This window comes from Brevibacterium sanguinis, assembly GCF_039528855.1.
In the GTDB taxonomy this organism is placed as follows: Bacteria; Actinomycetota; Actinomycetes; order Actinomycetales; family Brevibacteriaceae; genus Brevibacterium; species Brevibacterium sanguinis.
This window is the reverse complement of record NZ_BAAAMB010000006.1, coordinates 171,878-191,034: the sequence shown is the minus strand read 5'-3', so window position 1 is coordinate 191,034 and position 19,157 is coordinate 171,878. Positions and strand designations below refer to the sequence as shown.

Here is a 19,157-nt window from a genome sequence, read left to right as displayed (position 1 = left end):
GCGGATGCCGATGAGGCTCCGCGGAAGATCGGGTCGACCCTGCTCACCCGGACGTTCATCGGCAGCATCCTCGGCGGAGTCGCCGCGTATTGGCTCACCGTCCTCCTCATCGCGTGGGTGCCCGTGTACCTGACGACGACGAAGGGCTACGGTCCGGCCGAGGTCGGCTGGGCGATCTCCGCCCCGTGGGCCGTCCAGATCGTCGTCAACCTCTTCGTCGTCGGCTGGCTGTCCACGTTCCTCATGAAGCGCGGCGTGAGCGCCCGCGTCGCGAGCGGCGTCGTCGGCTCCGCGGCGATCACGCTCGCCGGGATCTTCCTGCTGCTGTTCATGCTCTTCGGCTCCGGCTCCTTCGGCATGGTGCTGCTCGCCCTCGCCTTCGGTGTCGGCATGTGCGTCATCCCCGTCGCCCAGGTCCTCATCGGCGAGATCAGCACGCTGCGCCAGCGCGGTGCGATCCTCGGCATCTACACCGGCATCTACTCCCTCACCGGTGTCATCGCCCCGGCACTCACCGGTGCCGTCGTCGAAGCCTCGGCGGATCCGCTGCAGGGGTATGCGATCATCTTCGGGATCTCCTCGGCGCTGTGCATCGTCGCGGGCATCATCGGAATGCTCATCATCAACCCCGAACGCGACTGGAAGCGCATTCCGCTCAAGTCCGGCTCCCGGGTCACGGGGTGAAGCGGTAGCCGATGCCCATCTGGGTGTGGAGGTACTGGGGCCTGCCGGGATCGGCTTCGAGTTTGGCCCGCAGCTGGGACATGTAGACGCGCAGGTAGCCGCGCTCGGTGCCGAACTCCGGGCCCCACACCTCGGTGAGCAGGGTCTGCGCCTCGACGAGCGCCCCCTTGTTCTTGACGAAGACCTCGAGCATCTTCCACTCGATCGGGGTGAGGTGCCTGCCCTCCCCCTCGACCTCGAGGACGTGGGCGGCGAGGTCGATGACGACCCGCCCGTCGGCGGTGCGGACCACCCCGGACTCCCCCGTGCGGCCGGTGCGGCGTTCGATCGCGCGCAGCCGGGCGAGCACCTCGCCGAGGGAGAACGGCTTCGTCACATAGTCGTCGGCGCCGGCGTCGAGGGCCGCGATCTTCCCGTGCGAATCATGGCGGGCGGAGACGACGACGATCGGGATCGCGCTCCAGCGCCGCACCTGCCCGATGAGTTCGATCCCGTCGACGTCGGGCAGCCCGAGGTCGAGGAGGATGACGTCGATCTCCGACTCGCTGAGCACCTCATTCATCCGGCGGCCGCTGCCGGCGACGGTGACCTCGTGGCCCTTCGCCTGCAGCCCGATGCCCACGGCGGTGGCGATGTCCGCGTCGTCTTCGACGATGAGCACGCGCTTCATCGGGCCTCCTCGGCAGCATTCGCGGAGATGTCGGCTCGGCGGGCGACGTCGGCCTCCGACACCTCGGGCACTGCGGCGCTGGGTGATCCGGCGGACACCGCGTCGCCGCCGGCGCACGTCGGGAAGGTGAGCACGGCGGTGAAGCCGCCGCCGGGGGTGTGTTCGGCGCTGAGCTCGATGCCCATCGCCCGGCAGAGGCCGAGCGCGACAGCCATGCCGAGCCCCAGTCCTTTCGCGTTCGACTCATCGAGCCTGGTGAACGGCGTGAAGATCGTCTCGAGCGCCTCGTCGCTCACCCCCGGTCCGGAGTCGGCGATGCGGAGGTGGACCGCCTCGGCGCCGGTCGAGGCATCGATCGTCAGCGGGGAGCCCTCCCCGTACTTGAGCGAGTTCTCGATGATGTTGACGAGCACGCGTTCGAGGAGCCCGAAGTCGACGTCGACCCACGCCTGCGGATCGATGTCGACGGTGACCTCGGGGCCGGGGTCACCCTCGGTGCCGACCCCCACCTCGGCGAGGGCGGCGGTGACGAGATCGGACACGGGCACCGTGGACGTCGAGATCCTCACGGCCCCGGACTGGATGCGGCTCATGTCGAGGAGGTTGTCGATGAGCTTCTCGAGCCGCAGGGTGCCGTTCTCGATGGTCGCGAGCATGAGCTTCTCGTCGGCGTCGGAGAGGTCGATCTCGTCGAGGAGCAGCGTCGACGTCGCCGCCTTGATCGCCCCGAGCGGGGTGCGCAGGTCGTGGGAGACCGCGGTGAGCAGGGCCGTGCGCACGGCGTTGCCGGCGCTGAGCTCGCGCGCCTCGGACCGGGTCGCGGCGAGCTCGGACTCCGTGAGCACGCGCAGGATCCGGCCCGCGTAGGCGTCGAGGATCCGCTGTTCGCCGGCGCTGAGCGGCTGGCCGCGGAGGACGAGCGCGGTGTCGTCGTCGAGGTCGAAGGTCTCGGTCGCCTCGGTGCGGGTCGTCACCGGGTCCCCCGCCGAGGCGATCGGGATCCACTCCCCCGCCTCGGTGCGTTCGAGGAGCGCCACCCCGTCGAGGACGAAGGTCGCGCGGATGTTCTCGACGATGCCCGCGGGACTGTCGCCCTCGGCGATCATCGACCGGGCGAGTTCGCTGAGCACGGCCCCTTCGTGTTCGGCGGCCTGAGCCTGCCGGGACCGGCGGGCGGCGAGGTCGACGACGGTGGCGACGGCCACGGCGACGGCGACGAAGATGATGAGCGCGATGATGTTCTCGAGCTGCGCGATCGTGAACGACCCGTAGGGCAGGGTGAAGAACCAGTTGATGAGCGCGGTGCCGAGCAGCGCGGTCATCAGCGCCGGCCACAGCCCGCCGATGAGGGCGACGATGACGACGACGGTGATGAAGCTGAGGAAGTTCATGCTCAGCGAGGCCGCCCCCGGCCCGAGGGAGATGAACAGGGCGGTGAGCGCGAGCGGGGCGAGCGCCCCGATGACCCAGCCGAGGATCCGGCGGACCTTCGAGAGCGGATTGTCACGGCGGACGTCCCGGCCCGGTCGCCACGTCCGGGCGGCCTGGGCGTGGGTGACCATGTGGACGTCGATGTCCGCGGCGGCGCTGATCACCCGGTTGGCGACCCCGGGTCCGGCGATCCGGCCGTACCACGGGGTGCGGGAGACGCCGAGGACGATCTGGGAGGCGTTGACGGTGCGGGCGAATTCGATGAGGGCCTTCGCGACGTCGTCGCCGACGACGGTGTGCCACGTCGCGCCGTTCTCCTCGGCGAGTTCGCGGGCGCGCAGCAGATCGGGGGCCGCCCCGGACCGGGTGCCGTCGGGTTCGATGACGTGGACGACGAGGAGTTCGCGGCCGGCCACCCGCCCGGCGATGCGCAGCCCCCGGCGGATGAGCGTGATCGATTCGGGTCCGCCGGTGACGGCGACGATGATGCGGTCGCGGGCCGCCCACGTCTCCCGGATGCCCTTGGCGTCGCGGTACTCCTCGAGACCCTCGTCGACGCGGTCGGCGAGCCAGAGGAGGGCGAGTTCGCGCAGCGCGGTGAGGTTGCCGAGCCGGAAGTAGTTCGACATCGCCGCATCGACCTTCGCCGCAGCGTAGATGTTGCCGTCGACGAGGCGGGCCCGCAGGGCGACCGGGGAGATGTCGACGAGTTCGATCTCATCGGCCGTGCGGAGGAACGGGTCGGGCACGCGTTCGTGCTGGACGCGGCCGATGATCGACCCGACGACGTCGCCGAGGGACTCGAGATGCTGGATGTTGATCGTCGTGAAGACGTCGATCCCGGCGGTGAGGATCGCCGCGACGTCCTCCCACCGTTTCGCCCGCGACCCGGAGCCGGGGACGTTGGTGTGGGCGAGTTCGTCGACGACGACGATCTCGGGGGCCCGCTCCAGCACCGCCTCGGTGTCGAGTTCGTCGAACGTCCGGCCCTGGTAGGGCACCGCTGCCCGGTCGAGGGTCTCGAAGCCGGCGGCGAGGCTCGCGGTGAATGCGCGCCCGTGGTCCTCGACGATGCCGACGACGACGTCGCGGCCGGCCTTGCGGGCGAGTGCGGCGGCCTCGAGCATCGCGACGGTCTTGCCGACTCCGGGCGCGTACCCGAGGAAGACCGTGAGCTTCCCTCGCCGCGGTGCCGCCATCAGTTGACGTCGACCCGGGCGTCGGCGTTGTTCGCCAGGTCGTTGTTGAGGGTGACGACGTTGACGCGGGGTTCGCCGATGAAGCCCAGCAGGGGCTGCTTCGTGTTGTCCTCGACCATCGTCGTCACGTCCTCCTCGCTCAGTCCGGTCTCCCGCGCCACCCGGGCCACCTGCAGTCGAGCATACTCAGGACTGATTTCCGGATCGAGTCCCGACGCCGAGGCGGTCACCGCGTCCGCGGGGATGTCCCCGGGGTCGACGTCCTCCCGGGCGGCGATGTCGGCGCGCCGGGTGGTGATCGCGTCGACGAGTTCGGGGTTGGTCACCGCGAGGTTCGACGCCCCCGAGGAGAGCCCGTCGTAGTCGCCGGCCGAGGGCCGGGGGTAGAACCATTCGTCGCCGGTGACCGGCTGTGCCATGAGGGAGGAGCCGACGACGTCGCCGTCGGCGTTGCGCAGCGTGGAGTCCTGGCTCGGCACGAGCTTGGCGATGAGGACCATGGTCAGCGGGTACGCGAGGCCGAGGACGAGGGTGAAGACGAGGAGGGCGCGCAGACCGGTGAACGTCTGGCGGCTGAGTTGGGCGAGCATGACGGGTCCTAACTGGGATCGGTGGGGGTGGTGGGTGTGGTTGTCAGCTGGGGTGTGGTGTCCGCGGCCTGAAGACCCGGCCGGCGGGTGCCCGCGGCGGCGTGAGACCCGGCCGCCGCGGACGCGTGGGGCGCTGCGGCACCGCGAGCGAGTCGCAGCGCCGGCCCGGGCCTCACATCAGCGGGCTGATGATGAGGTCGATGAGCTTGATCCCGAGGAACGGGAGGATGAGCCCGCCGAGGCCGAAGACGAGGAGGTTCGTCCGCAGCAGCGCCGAGGCGGTCGTCGCCTGGAACCGCACACCGCGCAGGGCCACGGGGATGAGGGCGACGATGATGAGCGCGTTGAAGATCACCGCGGACAGGATCGCCGATTCCGGACTGTGCAGACCCATGATGTTGAGCGCGCCGAGGCCGGGGAACGCGAGGAGGAACATCGCGGGCACGATCGCGAAGTACTTCGCGATGTCGTTGGCGATCGAGAACGTCGTCAGGGCCCCGCGGGTGATGAGCAGCTGCTTGCCGATCGCGACGATGTCGATGAGCTTCGTCGGATCCGAATCGAGGTCGACGAGGTTGCCGGCCTCCTTCGCCGCCGAGGTGCCCGTGTTCATCGCGACCCCGACATCGGCCTGGGCGAGGGCGGGAGCGTCGTTCGTCCCGTCGCCGGTCATCGCGACCATCCGCCCCCCTGCCTGCTCGGACTTGATGAGGGCGAGCTTGTCCTCCGGGGTCGCCTCGGCGAGGTAGTCGTCGACCCCGGCCTCTCGCGCGATCGAGCGGGCGGTGAGTTCGTTGTCACCGGTGATCATCACCGTGCGGATGCCCATCTCCCGCAGCTTGGCGAAGCGCTCGGCCATGCCCGGCTTGACGATGTCGCGAAGGTCGATGACGCCGAGCACGCGGGCACCATGACCGTCGACCGCCTCGGCGACGACGAGCGCGGTGCCGCCGCCGACGTTGATCCGCTCGACCTCGGCACTCGCCTCGGCGGGCACCCGGGCACCGCGATCATCGGCCCAGGTGAGCACCTCCTTCGCCGCACCCTTGACGATCGTGCGGGCCGGGAGGGCCGTGCCGGTCGCGGGATCCGCCGAGGCGGGCAGGACGATCCCCGAGAGCCGGGTCGTCGCGGAGAACGGGATGAACTCGGCGTCGGGGAAGGCCTCGAGACCGGCGGCGTCGATGCGGAACTCCCCTTCGGCCAGGGCGACGACGGACCGGCCCTCCGGGGTCTCGTCGGCGAGCGAGGACAGACGGGCCGCCTCGGCGATCTCGATGTCCGTCGTCTCCCCCAGCGCCACGAAATCGGTGGCCTGGCGGTCGCCCATCGTGATCGTGCCGGTCTTGTCGAGCAGCAGCGTCGAGACGTCACCGGCGGCCTCGACGGCGCGCCCGGACTTCGCGAGGACGTTCGCGGCGACGAGGCGGTCCATGCCGGCGATGCCGATCGCCGAGAGCAGCGCGCCGATCGTCGTCGGGATGAGGCAGACGAGGAGGGCGATGAGCACGGTCAGCGACTGCGGGGCGCCGGAGAACGCCGCGATCGGGGCGAGCGTGATGACGACGAGGAGGAAGATGAGCGTGAGCACGGAGAGGAAGACGCCGAGGGCGACCTCGTTGGGGGTCTTCTGGCGGCTCGCGCCCTCGACCATCGCGATCATCTTGTCGAGGAAGGACTCGCCGGGGCTCGCGGTGATCGACACCGTGATCGAGTCGGAGAGGACCTTCGTGCCGCCGGTCACCGCGCAGCGGTCGCCGCCTGCCTCCCGGATGACCGGGGCGGATTCGCCGGTGATCGCGGATTCGTCGACGGTCGCCGCCCCGGCGATGACGTCGCCGTCGCCGGGGATGACCTCACCGGCGGTGACGAGCACGCGGTCACCGGCGGTGAGCTGGGAGGCCGGAACCGTCTCGGTGGCACCGGAGTCGAGCACGCGGGTCGCGTTCGCCGTCACCCGGGTCGCCCGCAGGGAGTCGGCCTGCGCTTTGCCGCGGCCCTCGGCGAGCGCCTCGGCGGTGTTGGCGAAGATGCACGTGAGGAACAGCCACACGCTGATCGCCCACGTGAACGGGGTGGGGTCGAGGACGGCGAGGACGAGGGTGACGACCGCGCCGATCTCGACGAGGAACATCACGGGGTTGCGCCACGCGATGCGCGGATCGAACTTCCTCAGCCCGAGCACCACGGCCTGGGTGAGCGCCGGCAGCGTGATCGACTGGGCCCGGCGCGGCGCTCGGGTCTCGAGCGGAGTGCCGGTCGCCTCGGTGCCGGGGTGCCGACCACCGGACGGGGTGGGCGTGTCCTCGACGAGGTGGGGCGTGGAGGTGGTGGACAGGTCGGTCTTCATATCAGAGGAGTCCTTCGTTGATGGGGCCGAGCGCGAGGACGGGCAGGAACGTCAGGGCGCTGATGACGAGTCCGACGCCGGCGGTGACGCCGACGAACAGGGGTCGGTGGGTCGGCAGGGTGCCCGGGGTCGCCTCGGTGGTGGGTTGGGCGGCGAACGCACCGGCGAGCGCGAGGACCGCGCAGATCGGGGCGAGCCGGCCGATGAGCATCGCCAGGCCGAGGGCCGTGTTGAAGAACGGCGTGTTCGCGTTGAGTCCGGCGAAGGCGGATCCGTTGTTGTTCGCCGCCGAGGTGAACGCGTAGAGGATCTCGGACAGGCCGTGCGGGTTGTCGGTGTTGAGGATCGAGTCGGAGGCGCCGGGCCACATCGTCGCGACCGCGGTGCCGGCGAGCACGAGGGTCGGGGTGATGAGGATGACGGCGCTGGCGAGCGTGATCTCCTTCTTCCCGATCTTCTTGCCGAGGAACTCCGGGGTCCGGCCGACCATGAGGCCGCAGACGAAGACCGCGACGATCGCGACGATGAGCATGCCGTAGAGGCCGGAGCCGACGCCGCCGGGGGCGATTTCGCCGAGCATCATGTTGAGCATGAGCACGCCGCCGCCGAGTCCCGAGTAGTTCGAGTGGAACGAATCGACCGCGCCGGTCGAGGTCAGGGTCGTCGAGACCGCGAAGAACGCCGAGGTGATGACCCCGAAGCGGGTCTCCCTGCCCTCCATCGCCGCCCCGGCCGCGTCGGTGGCCGGTGTCGGCAGCGTCGTCTCGGTGAGGATGACGGCGACGAGGGAGACGACGAAGAACGTCGCCATGACCCCGAGGATCGCCCAGCCGTGCTTGCGGCTGCCGACCATGATGCCGAAGGTGCGCGGCAGGGCCGAGGGGATGAGGAGGATGAGGAAGATGTTGGCGAGGTTGACCACGGCGTTCGGCGAGGACAGCGGGTGGGCGGAGTTCGCGTTGAAGAAGCCGCCGCCGTTCGTGCCGAGGTGCTTGATGACCTCCTGGCTGGCGTTCGGTCCGCCCGGGATGGTCTGCGTCGCCTGGGCGCCGCCGGCCACCGTCTGGACGACCTCGTCGGGGGTGAGGTTCTCGATGACGCCGAGGCCGATGTAGAGCAGGGCGAAGATCACGGAGATCGGCAGGAGGATGCGGAAGGTCGTCCGGGTGAGGTCGACCCAGAAGTTGCCGATGAACAGCGAGCGCTGCCGCATGAGGCCGCGGATGAGGGCGATGGCCACGGAGATGCCGACGGCGGCGGAGACGAAGTTTTGCACCGCGAGGCCGGCCATCTGCGAGAGGTAGCCCATCGCCGCCTCACCGGAGTACGACTGCCAGTTCGTGTTCGTGACGAAGGAGATCGCGGTGTTGAAGGCCTGGTCGGCGAGCACCGCGGGCTTGCCGTTGGAAAGCGGCAGGAACTCCTGGAGGCGCAGCAGTGCGTAGAGGACGAGGATCGAGACGAGCGAGAAGCCGAGGACCGAGAAGAAGTAGGTCCGCCACCGCTGATCGGAGTGCGGGTCGACGCCGGTGAGGCGGTAGAAGAGGGACTCGGCCTTCGTGTCCCGCGGGCTGAGGTACACCTTCGCCATGTAGGCGCCGAGCGGTTTGTGCGCGGCGGCGAGCAGGGCGAGGACGAGGAGGATCTGCGTGATGCCGGTGAACCATGTCATGCGCGCGGCTCCTCTGCGGTGCGGGCCGCGGCATCAGCGGTGACGACGGCGGGGGTGCCCTGCACGGTCACCGACTCGACGACCTTGGCGAAGGCGGCGAGTCCGGCGACCCCGGCGAATATGAGCAGGAGGAAGAGGAAGTCGGCGTATGGGGCGTCCATGTCAAACTTTCGTGAGTCCGGTCGAGCAGCCGCCGCGTCTGTCGCACGCACCGGCTGCGGTACTCACCCATCTCACATGCCGCCGGCGGCGGCGAGGCCCGATCTTTACGCCGTCTTAACAGGTCCTAACGCACTTTTCACACCCCGGACCCGCATCGTCGCGGAGTCACCGGACCGGCGTCGCTGCGAACCTGCCGCGCTCACTCCTTCGGTGGGGCGAGGACGATGTCGAAGCGCACGTCGTGCCAGGGGCGGCCGTCGAGGTCACGGCCGTCAGGCGTCGGCTCGTCACCGGAGTGCGCGATGAAGTCCTTGACGAGGGAGTCCTTGACCCCGAACACCGAATCGGAGCCGAGCAGCTCATCCCCGGTGACGAAGATGTGCGTGACAAGGGTGCGCGCATCATCGTGGGTGACCATGAAGTGCAGGTGAGCGGCACGGTAGGGCGAGCGCCCGACGGCATCGAGCATGGCACCGACCGGTCCGTCGTCGGGAATCGGGTACGGCGTCGGCTTGACCGCCCAGAACCAGTAGTTCCCCTCGTCGTCGGTGAAGAGGTGCGCACGCCCGGCCACCCGCCCGTCGTCGTACTGGACGTCGTAGAAGCCGTCGTCATCGGCCTCCCACACCTCGATCCGCGCCCCGGCCAGGGGGTTACCGTCGACATCGGTGACGCGCCCCTCGACCCAGCACGCCTCACCGTGGGCGCCGCCGGACATGTCCTCGCCGAGCTCGATCCGCGGCGCATCGTTGACGAAGAACGGACCGAACACCGTCGCCTCGGTGGCCTCACCGACCGCCGGATTGTTCACCGCGATCGTCTGCATCGAGGCGCCGAAGACATCGGAGAGGAGGACGAACTCCTGCCGGACATCGGTCGTGATGTCCCCGGCCCTGGTGAGGAAGTCGATCGCCGCCTGCCACTCCTCCTCCGTGAGGCGGACGTCGCGGATGAAGTCGTGGACGTGCGTCGTCAGCGATTGGAGCACCTGCTTGAGTCGCGGATCGGGAGCCTGGTCGAAGGAGCGGACGACCCGGTCGACGACGTCGCGTTCGACCTCGGCCTGCGCCGCGGCGTCCCCGGCCTCCGGTGACATCTGCGCCCGGAACTCGGCAGGATCCAGCCCCTCGACCGCGGCTGTGAGCAGGGCCGTCATCGCGTCGAGATCGACCGTGCGCGGGTTCGACGGCGGCACCGCGGCAGCGCAGAGTTCGGCGGCGCGGGCGATGTCCTGCGCCGCGAATCCCAGCTCCGCCAGCGACGTCGGAGCGCCGAGGCGGTCCCTGAGGTCGACGAGCCCGACGAGTCCGTCCTCGACCCCGAGAGCCTCGGCGATGCGGTCCATCGCCGCCGGGTCGAACGGCCCGTTGAGGGCGACGACGTAGGGCAGGATGACGGCGTGGGTCTGGGCGTGCGGCATCCCGAACGACCCGCCGAGGATGTGGCAGATCTTGTGGTGCAGTCCCGACCCGGCAGAGGAGAACGCCACCCCCGCCTGATAGGCGGCGAAGGCGAGTTCGAGCGTGGTGGCCGAGCTCAGAGGGGCATGGTCGATCGCCGTCTCCGATGCCGCGGACCCCAGCGCGCCGAGCCCCCGACCGAATGCCGCCAGTGCGGTCGTCGCCGTCGCGGCGTTGATCGGGTCGGCCCGGGGCGCCCAGAGTGCGTCGACGCAGTGGGCGACGCCGTTGAGCGCCGAGGCGACGAGCAGTTCCGTCGGGGCGTCGGCGATGAGCGCGGTGTCGTAGATGACGGCTTCCGGCAGCACTGCGGGATCGACCCCGGTCACCTTCTCCCCCGCGTCCGTCAGTCCCCACATGTCGGTGGCCTCGGATCCCGCGAGCGTCGTCGGGATCGCGATGAGCGGCACCCGGTGGGTCAGTGCGATCGCCTTGCCGACTCCGGTCGCCGATCCGCCGCCGACGCAGACGACGAGGTCGGCACCGCTCGAGGTCGCCAGGGCCCGCGCGGCTTCAGCGGTGTCGAGCGGAACGTGCTGGACCACCTCGGCGAATGTCGCGGCGGGGGCGAGGTCGGCGAGGATGCCGGCCGCCCTGGCCCGCGCGGATTGGGTGCCCACGAGCAGCACCCGATTCGCTCTGATCCGCGCGACCTCCGCGGCAAGCAGCTGTCGCCCGTCGCCGGTGCCGAAGTGGACGCGTTGAGCGGCACTCGCGTGGCTGAAGCCGGTGGCGGGCAGGGTCTCGGCAGACGTCGTGGACATGGGTTTCTCCTCGGGGTGGGTCGGGGTCGCAGGGCACTGGGGACGGTTCGGGTGGTCAGGGATCGTGGGGAGGTGGCGAGGTGGACGAGGCGGCCGCCGCGGTTGGGTGGTCCGCGGTTGGGTGGTCCGCGGCAGCCGTGGTGGAGCGGTCAGTGGTCGGTCGGTGGATGAGCCTGTCGGCGAGCCAGTCGGCGACGGCGGCCGTGCGGGCCTCGCTGTCGTTGTAGATCGTGTGGTCGCCGTGCGGCCATTCGAGCAGGGTGGCATCGGCGCTGGCGGCGAGGAACGGCGTCTGGTCGGCGCGGTCGACGATCGGGTCGGCGCCCCCGTGGACGACGAGGATGCCCCCGGCCACCCGGTCGGTCGCCGGGTCGAACGCGAGCCGGGCGAAGTTCGCCTCGATCGCGGCGTCGTCGGCGGTGCCGAGCATGGCCGCCGCCTGCGCGCGGAAGGTGTGGAACGGCAGGAGGCGGGGCCGGGCGAATCCGCCGTTGACGACGGTGGCGGTGATCCGGTGGTCGGCGACGGCGGTGAGGGCGGCGAAGGTCCCACCGAGGCTGTTGCCCCAGATCCCGACCGGTCTGCCGGCCAGCTCGGGCCGGTCGAGGAGGGCATCGACGAACGCGCTGAATGCGGCCGCGACGTCGACGTCGAGGTGGATGCCCGAGACGATCCGGCTCTCGCCCTGTCCCGGTCCTTCCGCCATGAGAGTGGCGATGCCGCGGGCGGCGAGCGCGTCGGCCATCCGCAGGTACGTCGCACCCCACCCGCTCTGACCGCCGAAGACGATGACGCTCGCGCGCGGGTTCGCCGGCGAGAGCAGCCACCCGACGAGTTCGCCGGCGCTGCCGATCCCCGACGCGAGCGAGCCGGCGTCGGTCCCGGCCGCACCCGAGCCGGAGCCGGACCCGGCCGCATCCGAGCCGGTATCGGGCGCCCCCGCGGGGAACGGCACGTCGACGCGGCTCAGCCCCGACCCGGGAATGGCCGCGATCGCTGTCAGGGCATCCCGCGCCCGGAGGTAGAGCGCGGTCTTCCGCGGTCCGTCGGGCAGCGGCATCTGGGCGAAGAGGAAGTCCGCGACGGCCGCGCGATACGCCTCGATCGCCGTCCGGTCGTGTCCCGCGCTCGAGGCATCCTCCCCACGGTCGAGCTGTGCCTCACCGAGGTGCTCGGCCGCAGCATCCCACGGCGTGAGGGCAGCGGTCGCCTCCTCGAGCCGGAGGACGTCGCCGTGGACCATGCCCCCGTCGAGGAGGCGCTGCGCGGGCATCGCCCGCCAGTGCGCGTCGAGCTCCTTGCGCCGGTCTTCCACGCCGCGGTCCTCGTCGTCCGTCATGACACCGCCTCCTCTCTCATTCTCCGTCACGCCACCGCCTCGGTGCGCGTCGTCCCTCACGCCACCGCCTCGGTGCTCACCCTCCCTCACGCCACCGCCTCGGTGGCGGACCGCTCCTGCGTCGCTGCGACCTCGGAGGCGGTCGTGCCGGTGCGCAGCTGGGCGAGCATGTCCTCGACGAGGTAGGGCACATCGGCCATCGACCCGGTGCCGAAGACGACGAAATCGGGACGCGCGACGTAGGCCTCGGCGTCGATGGCGGCGAAGAAGTCGCGGTACGTGCCGGCGACGTCGGACACCGACCACGGAGTGCCCGGCGTCAGCGAGACCACGGCGACCCCCACCTCGGCGAGGCGATCGAACTGCTCCGCCGACAGCACGGAGGCGGGATCGCCCACGGTGACGAGGTTGAGCGGATTGCCGATGATGTCGTCGAAGAGCGCGGTGCGGCCGTCCTTCTCGATCCGGCCCTGCGGGGTCAGGGTGCCGGCGTGCGGCTGCTCACCGCCGGCGAGGTAACCGGCCTCGATGATCGGAAACGGGGGCGCGTCGAGTTCCTCGCCGGCGAAGAACGCCTCGTCGCGGGCCCTGGCCACCTCGACGTCGAGCGTGTTCGCGATGTCGCCGAGGGCGACGCTGCCGGCCTGGATCGCGGCGACGTGGGGCCGGCGCTCGGTCTCATATGTGTCGAGGAAGGCGTCGTCGGCGTGCCCGCGGAGGACGAGGTCGAGCTTCCATGCCAGGGTGAGGCCGTCGCGCATGCCCGAGCACGCGCCCTGGCCCATGTAGGGCGGCATGGTGTGGGCGGCGTCGCCGATGAGGAAGGCCCGGCCGTCGCGCCACCGCACCGCGGTGCGGGCGGAGAAGATGTAGACGATCTGGCGGAGGATGCGCACATCCTCGGGGCCCAGGTTGTGGCGCTCCCGGAACCAGCGCCATGCGTACTCCTCGGTCGCGGCTTCCTCCTGGCTCTCACCGGGGAGGATGGCGACTTCGAAGCGCTGGCGCGTGGCGCCGATCGGCATCGACATGTTCGGACGGATGGGGTCGCAGTACTGGGTGCTCGTGGAGTAGCGTTCGGGCAGCTCGCGCAGCTTCTCGGTGTCGAGGTTGAGCCACACGTCATCGGATTCGAGGTCGTCGCGCTCGATGCCGAGGCTCGTGCGCACGAAGCTGTTGGCCCCGTCGGCGCCGACGATGTACTTCGCCCGGATCACCCGGTCGTCCTCCCCGTGATCCCACCGGTCGGGATCCTGCCGGTCCCACTGGCGGATGCGCAGGGTGACGCCGTCGGCGTCCTGGTCGAGATCGACGGCCTTCCACCCCTGGTAGACGTCGACGTTGTCGCGGGTCTTGATGTCGGCATCGATCGCGTCCTCGATGTCGGGCTGGTACATCGTGTAGTGGGCCGCGTACCCGGAGGACTCCCCCGTCCAGTCGACGGTGAGCAGCTTGCGGTCCTCGCCGTTGCGCCAGACGTACTCATCAGCCGGTTCCGCGCCCTTGAGCGCGACCTCGATGTCGCCGACGTTCTGGATGATCCGGGCGACCTCACCGTCGATGTGGTTGAGTCGCGGCAGGCCGTAGAGGGTCTTCCAGCGTTCGATGACGACGATGCGGTGGCCGCGACGGCCCAGCGCCGAGGCGAGGACGAGACCCGAGGGCCCGTAGCCGACGACGGCGACGTCATAGGGGGCCGAGGTGTCTGCAGCGGAATCGGTGTGAGGGGCGGTGGAACTCATGTGCACTCCTTTGTGACTGAGGTGGCGCGGTGCCTGCATCCGGCCCGTGCCTGTTGCCGTGCGGCCCGTGCCCGTGGCCGGGCGGCGAACCGTTTCCTCACGATAGGAAGCCGGGCGCGGTGGCGACGACACGAAAAGCGACACTTCTGTCCGCTCTGCGCCACGAGTTCGCGAGCCCCGCAGCAGCGGTGCAGACGGGCGGCTGGTCGACGACGCGGCTGAGATCGCGTTCAGCGGCGCACGCTATATTGGGCCCATGTCCCGGGTGACGAAGCCTGCAGGTGTGGGCGAATTCGAGCGCGACGTCGGTCGCTCCCTCAGCCCGCACCGGCTGCTGGGCGTCGACCAGGACGCGTTCGAGCCCGAAGTCTGGAAGCTCGACCTCGACCGGCTGCGCTTCGTCCAGTTCTCCCTCGGCACCGAGGTCAGGGTCGACCTCCCCGAACACGAGGACTATCTCGGATTCCTCATCGCCCGCCGCGGCGGGGCTCGCGTCGACATCCGCTCCGAGTCGGTGACGATCGCCCCTCAATCCAGTGCCGCGATCCTCGTCCCGGGCGCGCGGGTGCGCATGGCGCTCCGGCCCGACTACGACCAGATCCACCTGCGCGTCGACGAGGCGGTGCTGCGCGCCCACGCCGAGACGATTCTCGGCAGGTCGGCGCCGGCGGCGCCCCGGTTCCGCTCCCACACGCTGCCGCTGGGTCCCGGGTTCGGGGCGTGGCTCGGCGTCCTCGAGGGCCTCGTCTCCGAGGGGCGCTCCGGGGCCGAGCTCTCACCCCTGCTGACGAAGTCCGTCGAGGATCTTCTGCTCACGCAGCTCGTCCTCGGCCACCCCGACCTCGGTGCCGGGGAGCACGCTGCGGATGCTGCCGGATCCACGGGACCGGCGACGACGAAGCGGGTCCGTCTCGCGCTCGATCACATCGCCGCGCATCTGAGCGAACCGCTCACCGTCACCGGCATCGCCGAGGCGGCCGGCATGTCGGTGCGGACCCTGCAGCGGGCGTTCCGCGAGCAGCTCGGCGTCTCACCGCTGGCGCACGTGCAGAAGGAGCGCCTGCACGCCGCCCGGGCCGACATCCTCGGCGGCGACTCCGCGATCAGCGAGACCGCCTTCCGCTGGGGGTTCTCCCATCCCTCCCGTTTCGCCGCTGCCTACGCCCGACTCTTCGGCGAGCGCCCCTCGCAGACCCGCGCAACCCGCTGAGGAGGTGCGCGGCCACGCTCACCTCATTCGACGAGCTTGCCCTCCTGGCTGATCTCGCCGCCCATGAGCTCGGCGACCTCGGGGTCGACGGCCGGGATCTCCTCGCGCACGACTCCCGTCGACGGCGACCACACGAGGTTGACCCGCATCGCCGGATCGAGCTCCGGGTAGTCGCTGCGGTTGTGGGCACCGCGCGTCTCGCGCCGCTCGAGCGCGGACTCGAGGGTGGCCCGGGCCGCGAGCACGGAGGACTTGAGGTCGAAGGCGTGCGCGAGGTCGGAGAATCCGGCGATGTCGGGGTGGATGCCGACGTCGGCCATCCGCGCCTCGATCGCCGTGAGCTTCTCCAGCCCGGCGAGCAGACCCGCCTCGTCGCGGACGACGCCGGCATGCTCGGTCATGAGGTTGCGGACCTCGCGCTGGAGCGCCCGGACGTTCTCCGCCCCGTCGGATGCGAGCAGATCATCGACCTCAGCGCGCGCCTCGGCGAGCGATTCCGGCGACCGCACCTGAGCGGTCAGACCATCGGAGTACGCGATCGCCGACTGCCCGACGATGCGCCCGAAGACGAGGAGCTCGATGAGGGAATTGCCGCCGAGGCGGTTGGCCCCGTGCAGCCCGGACGAGGCCTCGCCGATCGCCCACAGCCCCTCGACGTCGGTGCTGTGGTCGACGGGATCGACCCACACCCCGCCCATCGAGTAATGCGCGGTCGGCGCGATCTCGATCGGCTCCTTGGTGATGTCGAGCATCTGCGTCTCCATGAGCGTCTGGTAGACCCGCGGCAGGCGGGTCATGATCGTCTCCCGCGGCAGGTGGGAGACGTCGAGCCACACGCCGCCGTTGGTCGTGCCGCGGCCCTCGGCGATCTCGGTGTACGCGGCGAGCGCGACGCGGTCACGGGTCGAGAGCTCCATCCGCTCGGGATCGTAGCGCTCCATGAACCGCTCGCCGAGGGCGTTGCGGAGGATGCCGCCCTCACCGCGGGCGGCCTCGGAGACGAGTGTGCCCGCCGCGTTCTCGGGTTCGATGATGCCCGAGGGGTGGAACTGGACGAGCTCGGCGTCGCGCAGGCGACCGCCGGCGTCGACGGCGAGGCGGAACGAGTCGCCGGTGTTCTCATCGCGGCGCGAAGACGTGCGGCGCCAGATCCGGTTGTGCCCGCCGGCGGCGAGGATGACGGCGTCGGCGTGGATCCGGTACCGGGTGCCGTCGACGAGGTCGAAGCCGTAGGCGCCGAAGATCCGGCCGTCGGCGGTGAGCAGCTTCGTGATGTAGACGGTGTCGAGGACCGGGATGTCGAGCTCCTCGGTCCGGTGGATGAGTGCGCGCTGGATCTCCAGGCCCGTGTAGTCACCGGCGAAGGCGGTGCGCCGCCACGTGTGCGCGCCGAAGAAGCGCTGCGAGATCCGCCCGTCGTCCTCCTTCGCGAAGTTCATGCCGTAGCGCTCGAGGTCGGCGATGCCCTGCTCGGCGCCCTGGGTGACGATCTCGACGGTGCGCGGGTTCGCGAGATCGTAGGATTCCTTGATCGTGTCGGCGGCGTGCTGCTGCCAGCTGTCCTCGGGGTCCATCGTCGCGAGCGCGGCGTTGATGCCGCCGGCCGCGAGCGAGGTGTGTGCGTCGTCCTTCGGCCGCTTGCCCACGGCGATGACGTCGACGCCGGCCTCGGCGACCTCGATGGCCGCGCGCAGGCCCGATCCGCCGGTGCCGATGACGAGCACCGAGGTCGACAGTGAGTGTTCCCTGATCCGGGCATTGCCCTGTGCTGTACTCATGCCTTCCACGTTAGGTTTGCCTACACGATACGTCCAATGCATTGTTTGACTCATGACAATAGCGATAGACTATTGCCATGAATCTCGAACAGCTCGCCGGCTTCGTCGAGGTCGCCGAGACCGGTCACTTCACGAAGGCCGCCGCGGCCCTCCACCTCGCGCAGCCGTCCCTGTCCCGGCAGATCTCGACGCTGGAGAAGGAGCTCGGCGCCGAGCTCTTCCACCGCGCCCGCGGTCACATCACCCTGACCGCGGCCGGTGAGTCCCTGCTCCCGACCGCCCGGAGGATGCTCGCCGACGCCGAGGCGATCCGCCGTGACATGGACGAACTCGCGGGTCTCCGCAAGGGCCGGGTCCGCCTCGGCGCGACCCCGACGCTGTGCGTGAGCCTCGTCGCCGAGGCGATCAGCCGCTTCCACGCCGAGCACCCCGGCATCGAGCTCGAGGTCATGGAGAAGGGCTCGCGCGAACTCGTCGAGGCCCTCGGCGAGGGGCAGCTCGACCTCGCCCTCATCACCCGCACCGTCGACCTCAGCGCGCTCACCCCGCGCCTGCACACCCAGGAGGTCCTCCGCGAGGACCTCGTCGTCATCACCTCGGCCGACCACTGGGAATCCCTGGGTGACAGCATCACCCTCGCCGAGGTGGCCGACCGTCCCCAGGTCGTCTTCCATCACGGGTACGACCTCAGGGAGGCCACCTCGGCGGCCTTCGATGCTGCGGGACTCGACCCGAGCGTCGTCGTCGAGGGAGCCGAGATGGACGCGGTCCTCCGCTTCGTCGAACGCGGGCTCGGGCTCGCGATCGTCCCTGCGATGGTCCTCGTCGACCGCCCGCGCCTGCGCTCGATCCGGTTGACCGATCCGCACCTCTCACGCACTGTCAGCCTCGCCTCCCGCGCGGACGTGCGGGCCACCGCGGCCGCCTCGGCGATGGAGACGACGATCCTCGACACGGCCGGCCGCCTCGCCGCCGAGGGCACCGGCCTCGCCCCCTACGTCCGACTGCTGCCCGGCGGCTGAGCCTCAGACGCCGACCGGGCTGATCCCCGACGCCCTGCGCCCGGCCGCCGCCCCGCGCCCGGCCGACGCACGCCACCCCGTCGGGCGCAGACGCCCTGTCGGGCACTGACGCCCACTGACTCACCGGCGGAGGAGAGCTACACTGCCTGACAAGGGAATGTGTCCCAGCGGAAGGCGCGTCGCGGCTTCGGGGACGTTCCGGACAAGGATGAGCCCATGACCGCCGAATCGCCCCGCCCCGACCTCCTCGTCTCCGAGGACCTCATGCTCCTCCTGCTGCCGCCGAGCGGGCAGATCCCGGAGCTCTCCCCGGCACTCGAGTGCGTGCTCACCGGCGGCCTCCTCGTCGACATGATCGAAGCCGGATTCATCGAAGTCCTCCCCGGTGAGAAGCCGCATGCGCCGCTCATCCGGGCCACCGAGGTGCCGCGCCCCCACGATCCGATGTTCGTCAACGTCATCGCCCTCCTCGGTCAGGATGCGAGGCCGCTTGCCGACGTGCTCCCGGTCCTGCTGCCGCGGCTCGACGATGTGCTGCTCGTGCGGCTGGCCAACCACGGGATCCTCACCCAGCACACTGCGAAGTTCCTCTTCATCATCCCGACGATGTCGTGGCGGGTCGTCGACCCCGAGCCCGAGGAGCAACTGTGTGAGTCCCTGGCGGCGGTGATGGAGGGGCGCGTGCGCCCGGATGCGCGCACCGGGTCGATCATCGCGCTGCTCTCGGCCGCCGGAGTGCTGCCGGAGCTGTCGGCCTCCCTGCCGTGGAACTCGGCGATCGCCGGCCATGTCCAGCAGATCGCGATGGCCGGCTGGGCGACTCCGTCGGTCAAGGCCGTCCTCGACACCGCCGAGGTGACCGCCAGGAGAGCGGCGGCCGAGACCGGGGAGGCGCGACCGGAGAAGGTCACCGCCGGCGGCGAGCGCCGCACCCGCATCGCCGCCCAGATCGGGCTCTGAACCCCGAACGTTCGCAGGCGGACACAGCAGACCCGTGACAGACCCGTGAATGCAGCAGTTCCCCGGACGATGTGTCCGGGGAACTACTCTGTGGCCGGGGCAGCCGCAGGCCTGCGGCCGACCC

General features: G+C 70.5%; 14 protein-coding genes. 4 read left to right on the top strand and 10 right to left on the bottom strand.

Annotated elements, in window-relative coordinates; all coding sequences use genetic code 11:
* A partial coding sequence (locus ABD154_RS07655; RefSeq protein ID WP_344250937.1) for an MFS transporter occupies window positions 1–684 on the top strand: 684 nt, incomplete at its 5' end.
* Here the strand turns inward: ABD154_RS07655 and ABD154_RS07650 are convergent.
* From ABD154_RS07650 to mhpA, 9 genes are all read right to left on the bottom strand, one after another.
* Complete coding sequence (locus ABD154_RS07650; protein WP_344250935.1) at window positions 674–1,354, bottom strand: response regulator; 681 nt, start codon at window positions 1,352–1,354, stop codon at window positions 674–676. The two genes, ABD154_RS07655 and ABD154_RS07650, sit on opposite strands and share 11 nt — an antisense overlap.
* Window positions 1,351–3,984 (bottom strand): DUF4118 domain-containing protein, encoded by a 2,634-nt coding sequence (locus tag ABD154_RS07645; protein ID WP_344250933.1) that lies wholly within the window; start codon window positions 3,982–3,984, stop codon window positions 1,351–1,353. The genes ABD154_RS07650 and ABD154_RS07645 overlap by 4 nt, the downstream gene beginning before the upstream one ends.
* Window positions 3,984–4,574: a potassium-transporting ATPase subunit KdpC gene (kdpC, locus tag ABD154_RS07640; RefSeq protein ID WP_344250931.1), complete on the bottom strand. Its 591-nt coding sequence runs from the start codon at window positions 4,572–4,574 to the stop codon at window positions 3,984–3,986. Before kdpC ends, ABD154_RS07645 begins: the two co-directional genes overlap by 1 nt.
* Window positions 4,575–4,746: 172 nt before the next feature.
* The gene (kdpB, locus tag ABD154_RS07635; RefSeq protein WP_344250929.1) at window positions 4,747–6,924 is read right to left on the bottom strand and encodes a potassium-transporting ATPase subunit KdpB; all 2,178 of its coding nucleotides are present in this window, start codon (window positions 6,922–6,924) and stop codon (window positions 4,747–4,749) included.
* Between the two features lies 1 nt (window position 6,925).
* Window positions 6,926–8,596, bottom strand: coding sequence for a potassium-transporting ATPase subunit KdpA (kdpA, locus tag ABD154_RS07630; protein WP_344250927.1), 1,671 nt, complete (start codon window positions 8,594–8,596; stop codon window positions 6,926–6,928).
* A complete protein-coding gene (locus ABD154_RS07625; protein ID WP_344250925.1) occupies window positions 8,593–8,757 on the bottom strand; it encodes a hypothetical protein in 165 nt (54 codons plus the stop codon). Before ABD154_RS07625 ends, kdpA begins: the two co-directional genes overlap by 4 nt.
* Before the next feature lie 200 nt (window positions 8,758–8,957).
* Entirely contained in the window at window positions 8,958–10,982 is a 2,025-nt protein-coding gene (locus ABD154_RS07620; protein WP_344250923.1) for a maleylacetate reductase and hydroxyquinol 1,2-dioxygenase domain-containing protein, read from the bottom strand.
* A gap of 55 nt (window positions 10,983–11,037) precedes the next feature.
* Window positions 11,038–12,321: an alpha/beta hydrolase family protein gene (locus tag ABD154_RS07615; protein ID WP_344250921.1), complete on the bottom strand. Its 1,284-nt coding sequence runs from the start codon at window positions 12,319–12,321 to the stop codon at window positions 11,038–11,040.
* Between the two features lie 86 nt (window positions 12,322–12,407).
* Window positions 12,408–14,063 carry a bifunctional 3-(3-hydroxy-phenyl)propionate/3-hydroxycinnamic acid hydroxylase MhpA gene (gene mhpA / locus ABD154_RS07610; protein ID WP_344250919.1) on the bottom strand — a complete coding sequence of 552 codons (1,656 nt, stop codon included), beginning with the start codon at window positions 14,061–14,063 and terminating at the stop codon, window positions 12,408–12,410.
* Window positions 14,064–14,319: 256 nt separating this feature from the next.
* Between mhpA and ABD154_RS07605 the strand changes: the two genes are divergently transcribed.
* On the top strand, window positions 14,320–15,273 hold the full coding sequence (locus ABD154_RS07605; protein WP_344250917.1) for an AraC family transcriptional regulator: 954 nt from the start codon (window positions 14,320–14,322) through the stop codon (window positions 15,271–15,273).
* Window positions 15,274–15,296: 23 nt separating this feature from the next.
* Here ABD154_RS07605 and ABD154_RS07600 read toward each other — a convergent pair whose 3' ends face one another.
* Window positions 15,297–17,051 (bottom strand): FAD-binding protein, encoded by a 1,755-nt coding sequence (locus ABD154_RS07600; RefSeq protein WP_344250915.1) that lies wholly within the window; start codon window positions 17,049–17,051, stop codon window positions 15,297–15,299.
* Window positions 17,052–17,128: 77 nt separating this feature from the next.
* Between ABD154_RS07600 and ABD154_RS07595 the strand changes: the two genes are divergently transcribed.
* Together ABD154_RS07595 and ABD154_RS07590 are read left to right on the top strand one after the other, a co-directional pair.
* A complete protein-coding gene (locus ABD154_RS07595; protein WP_344250913.1) occupies window positions 17,129–18,073 on the top strand; it encodes a LysR family transcriptional regulator in 945 nt (314 codons plus the stop codon).
* Window positions 18,074–18,289: 216 nt separating this feature from the next.
* Window positions 18,290–19,033 (top strand): GOLPH3/VPS74 family protein, encoded by a 744-nt coding sequence (locus ABD154_RS07590; RefSeq protein ID WP_344250911.1) that lies wholly within the window; start codon window positions 18,290–18,292, stop codon window positions 19,031–19,033.
* Window positions 19,034–19,157 lie beyond the last annotated feature (124 nt).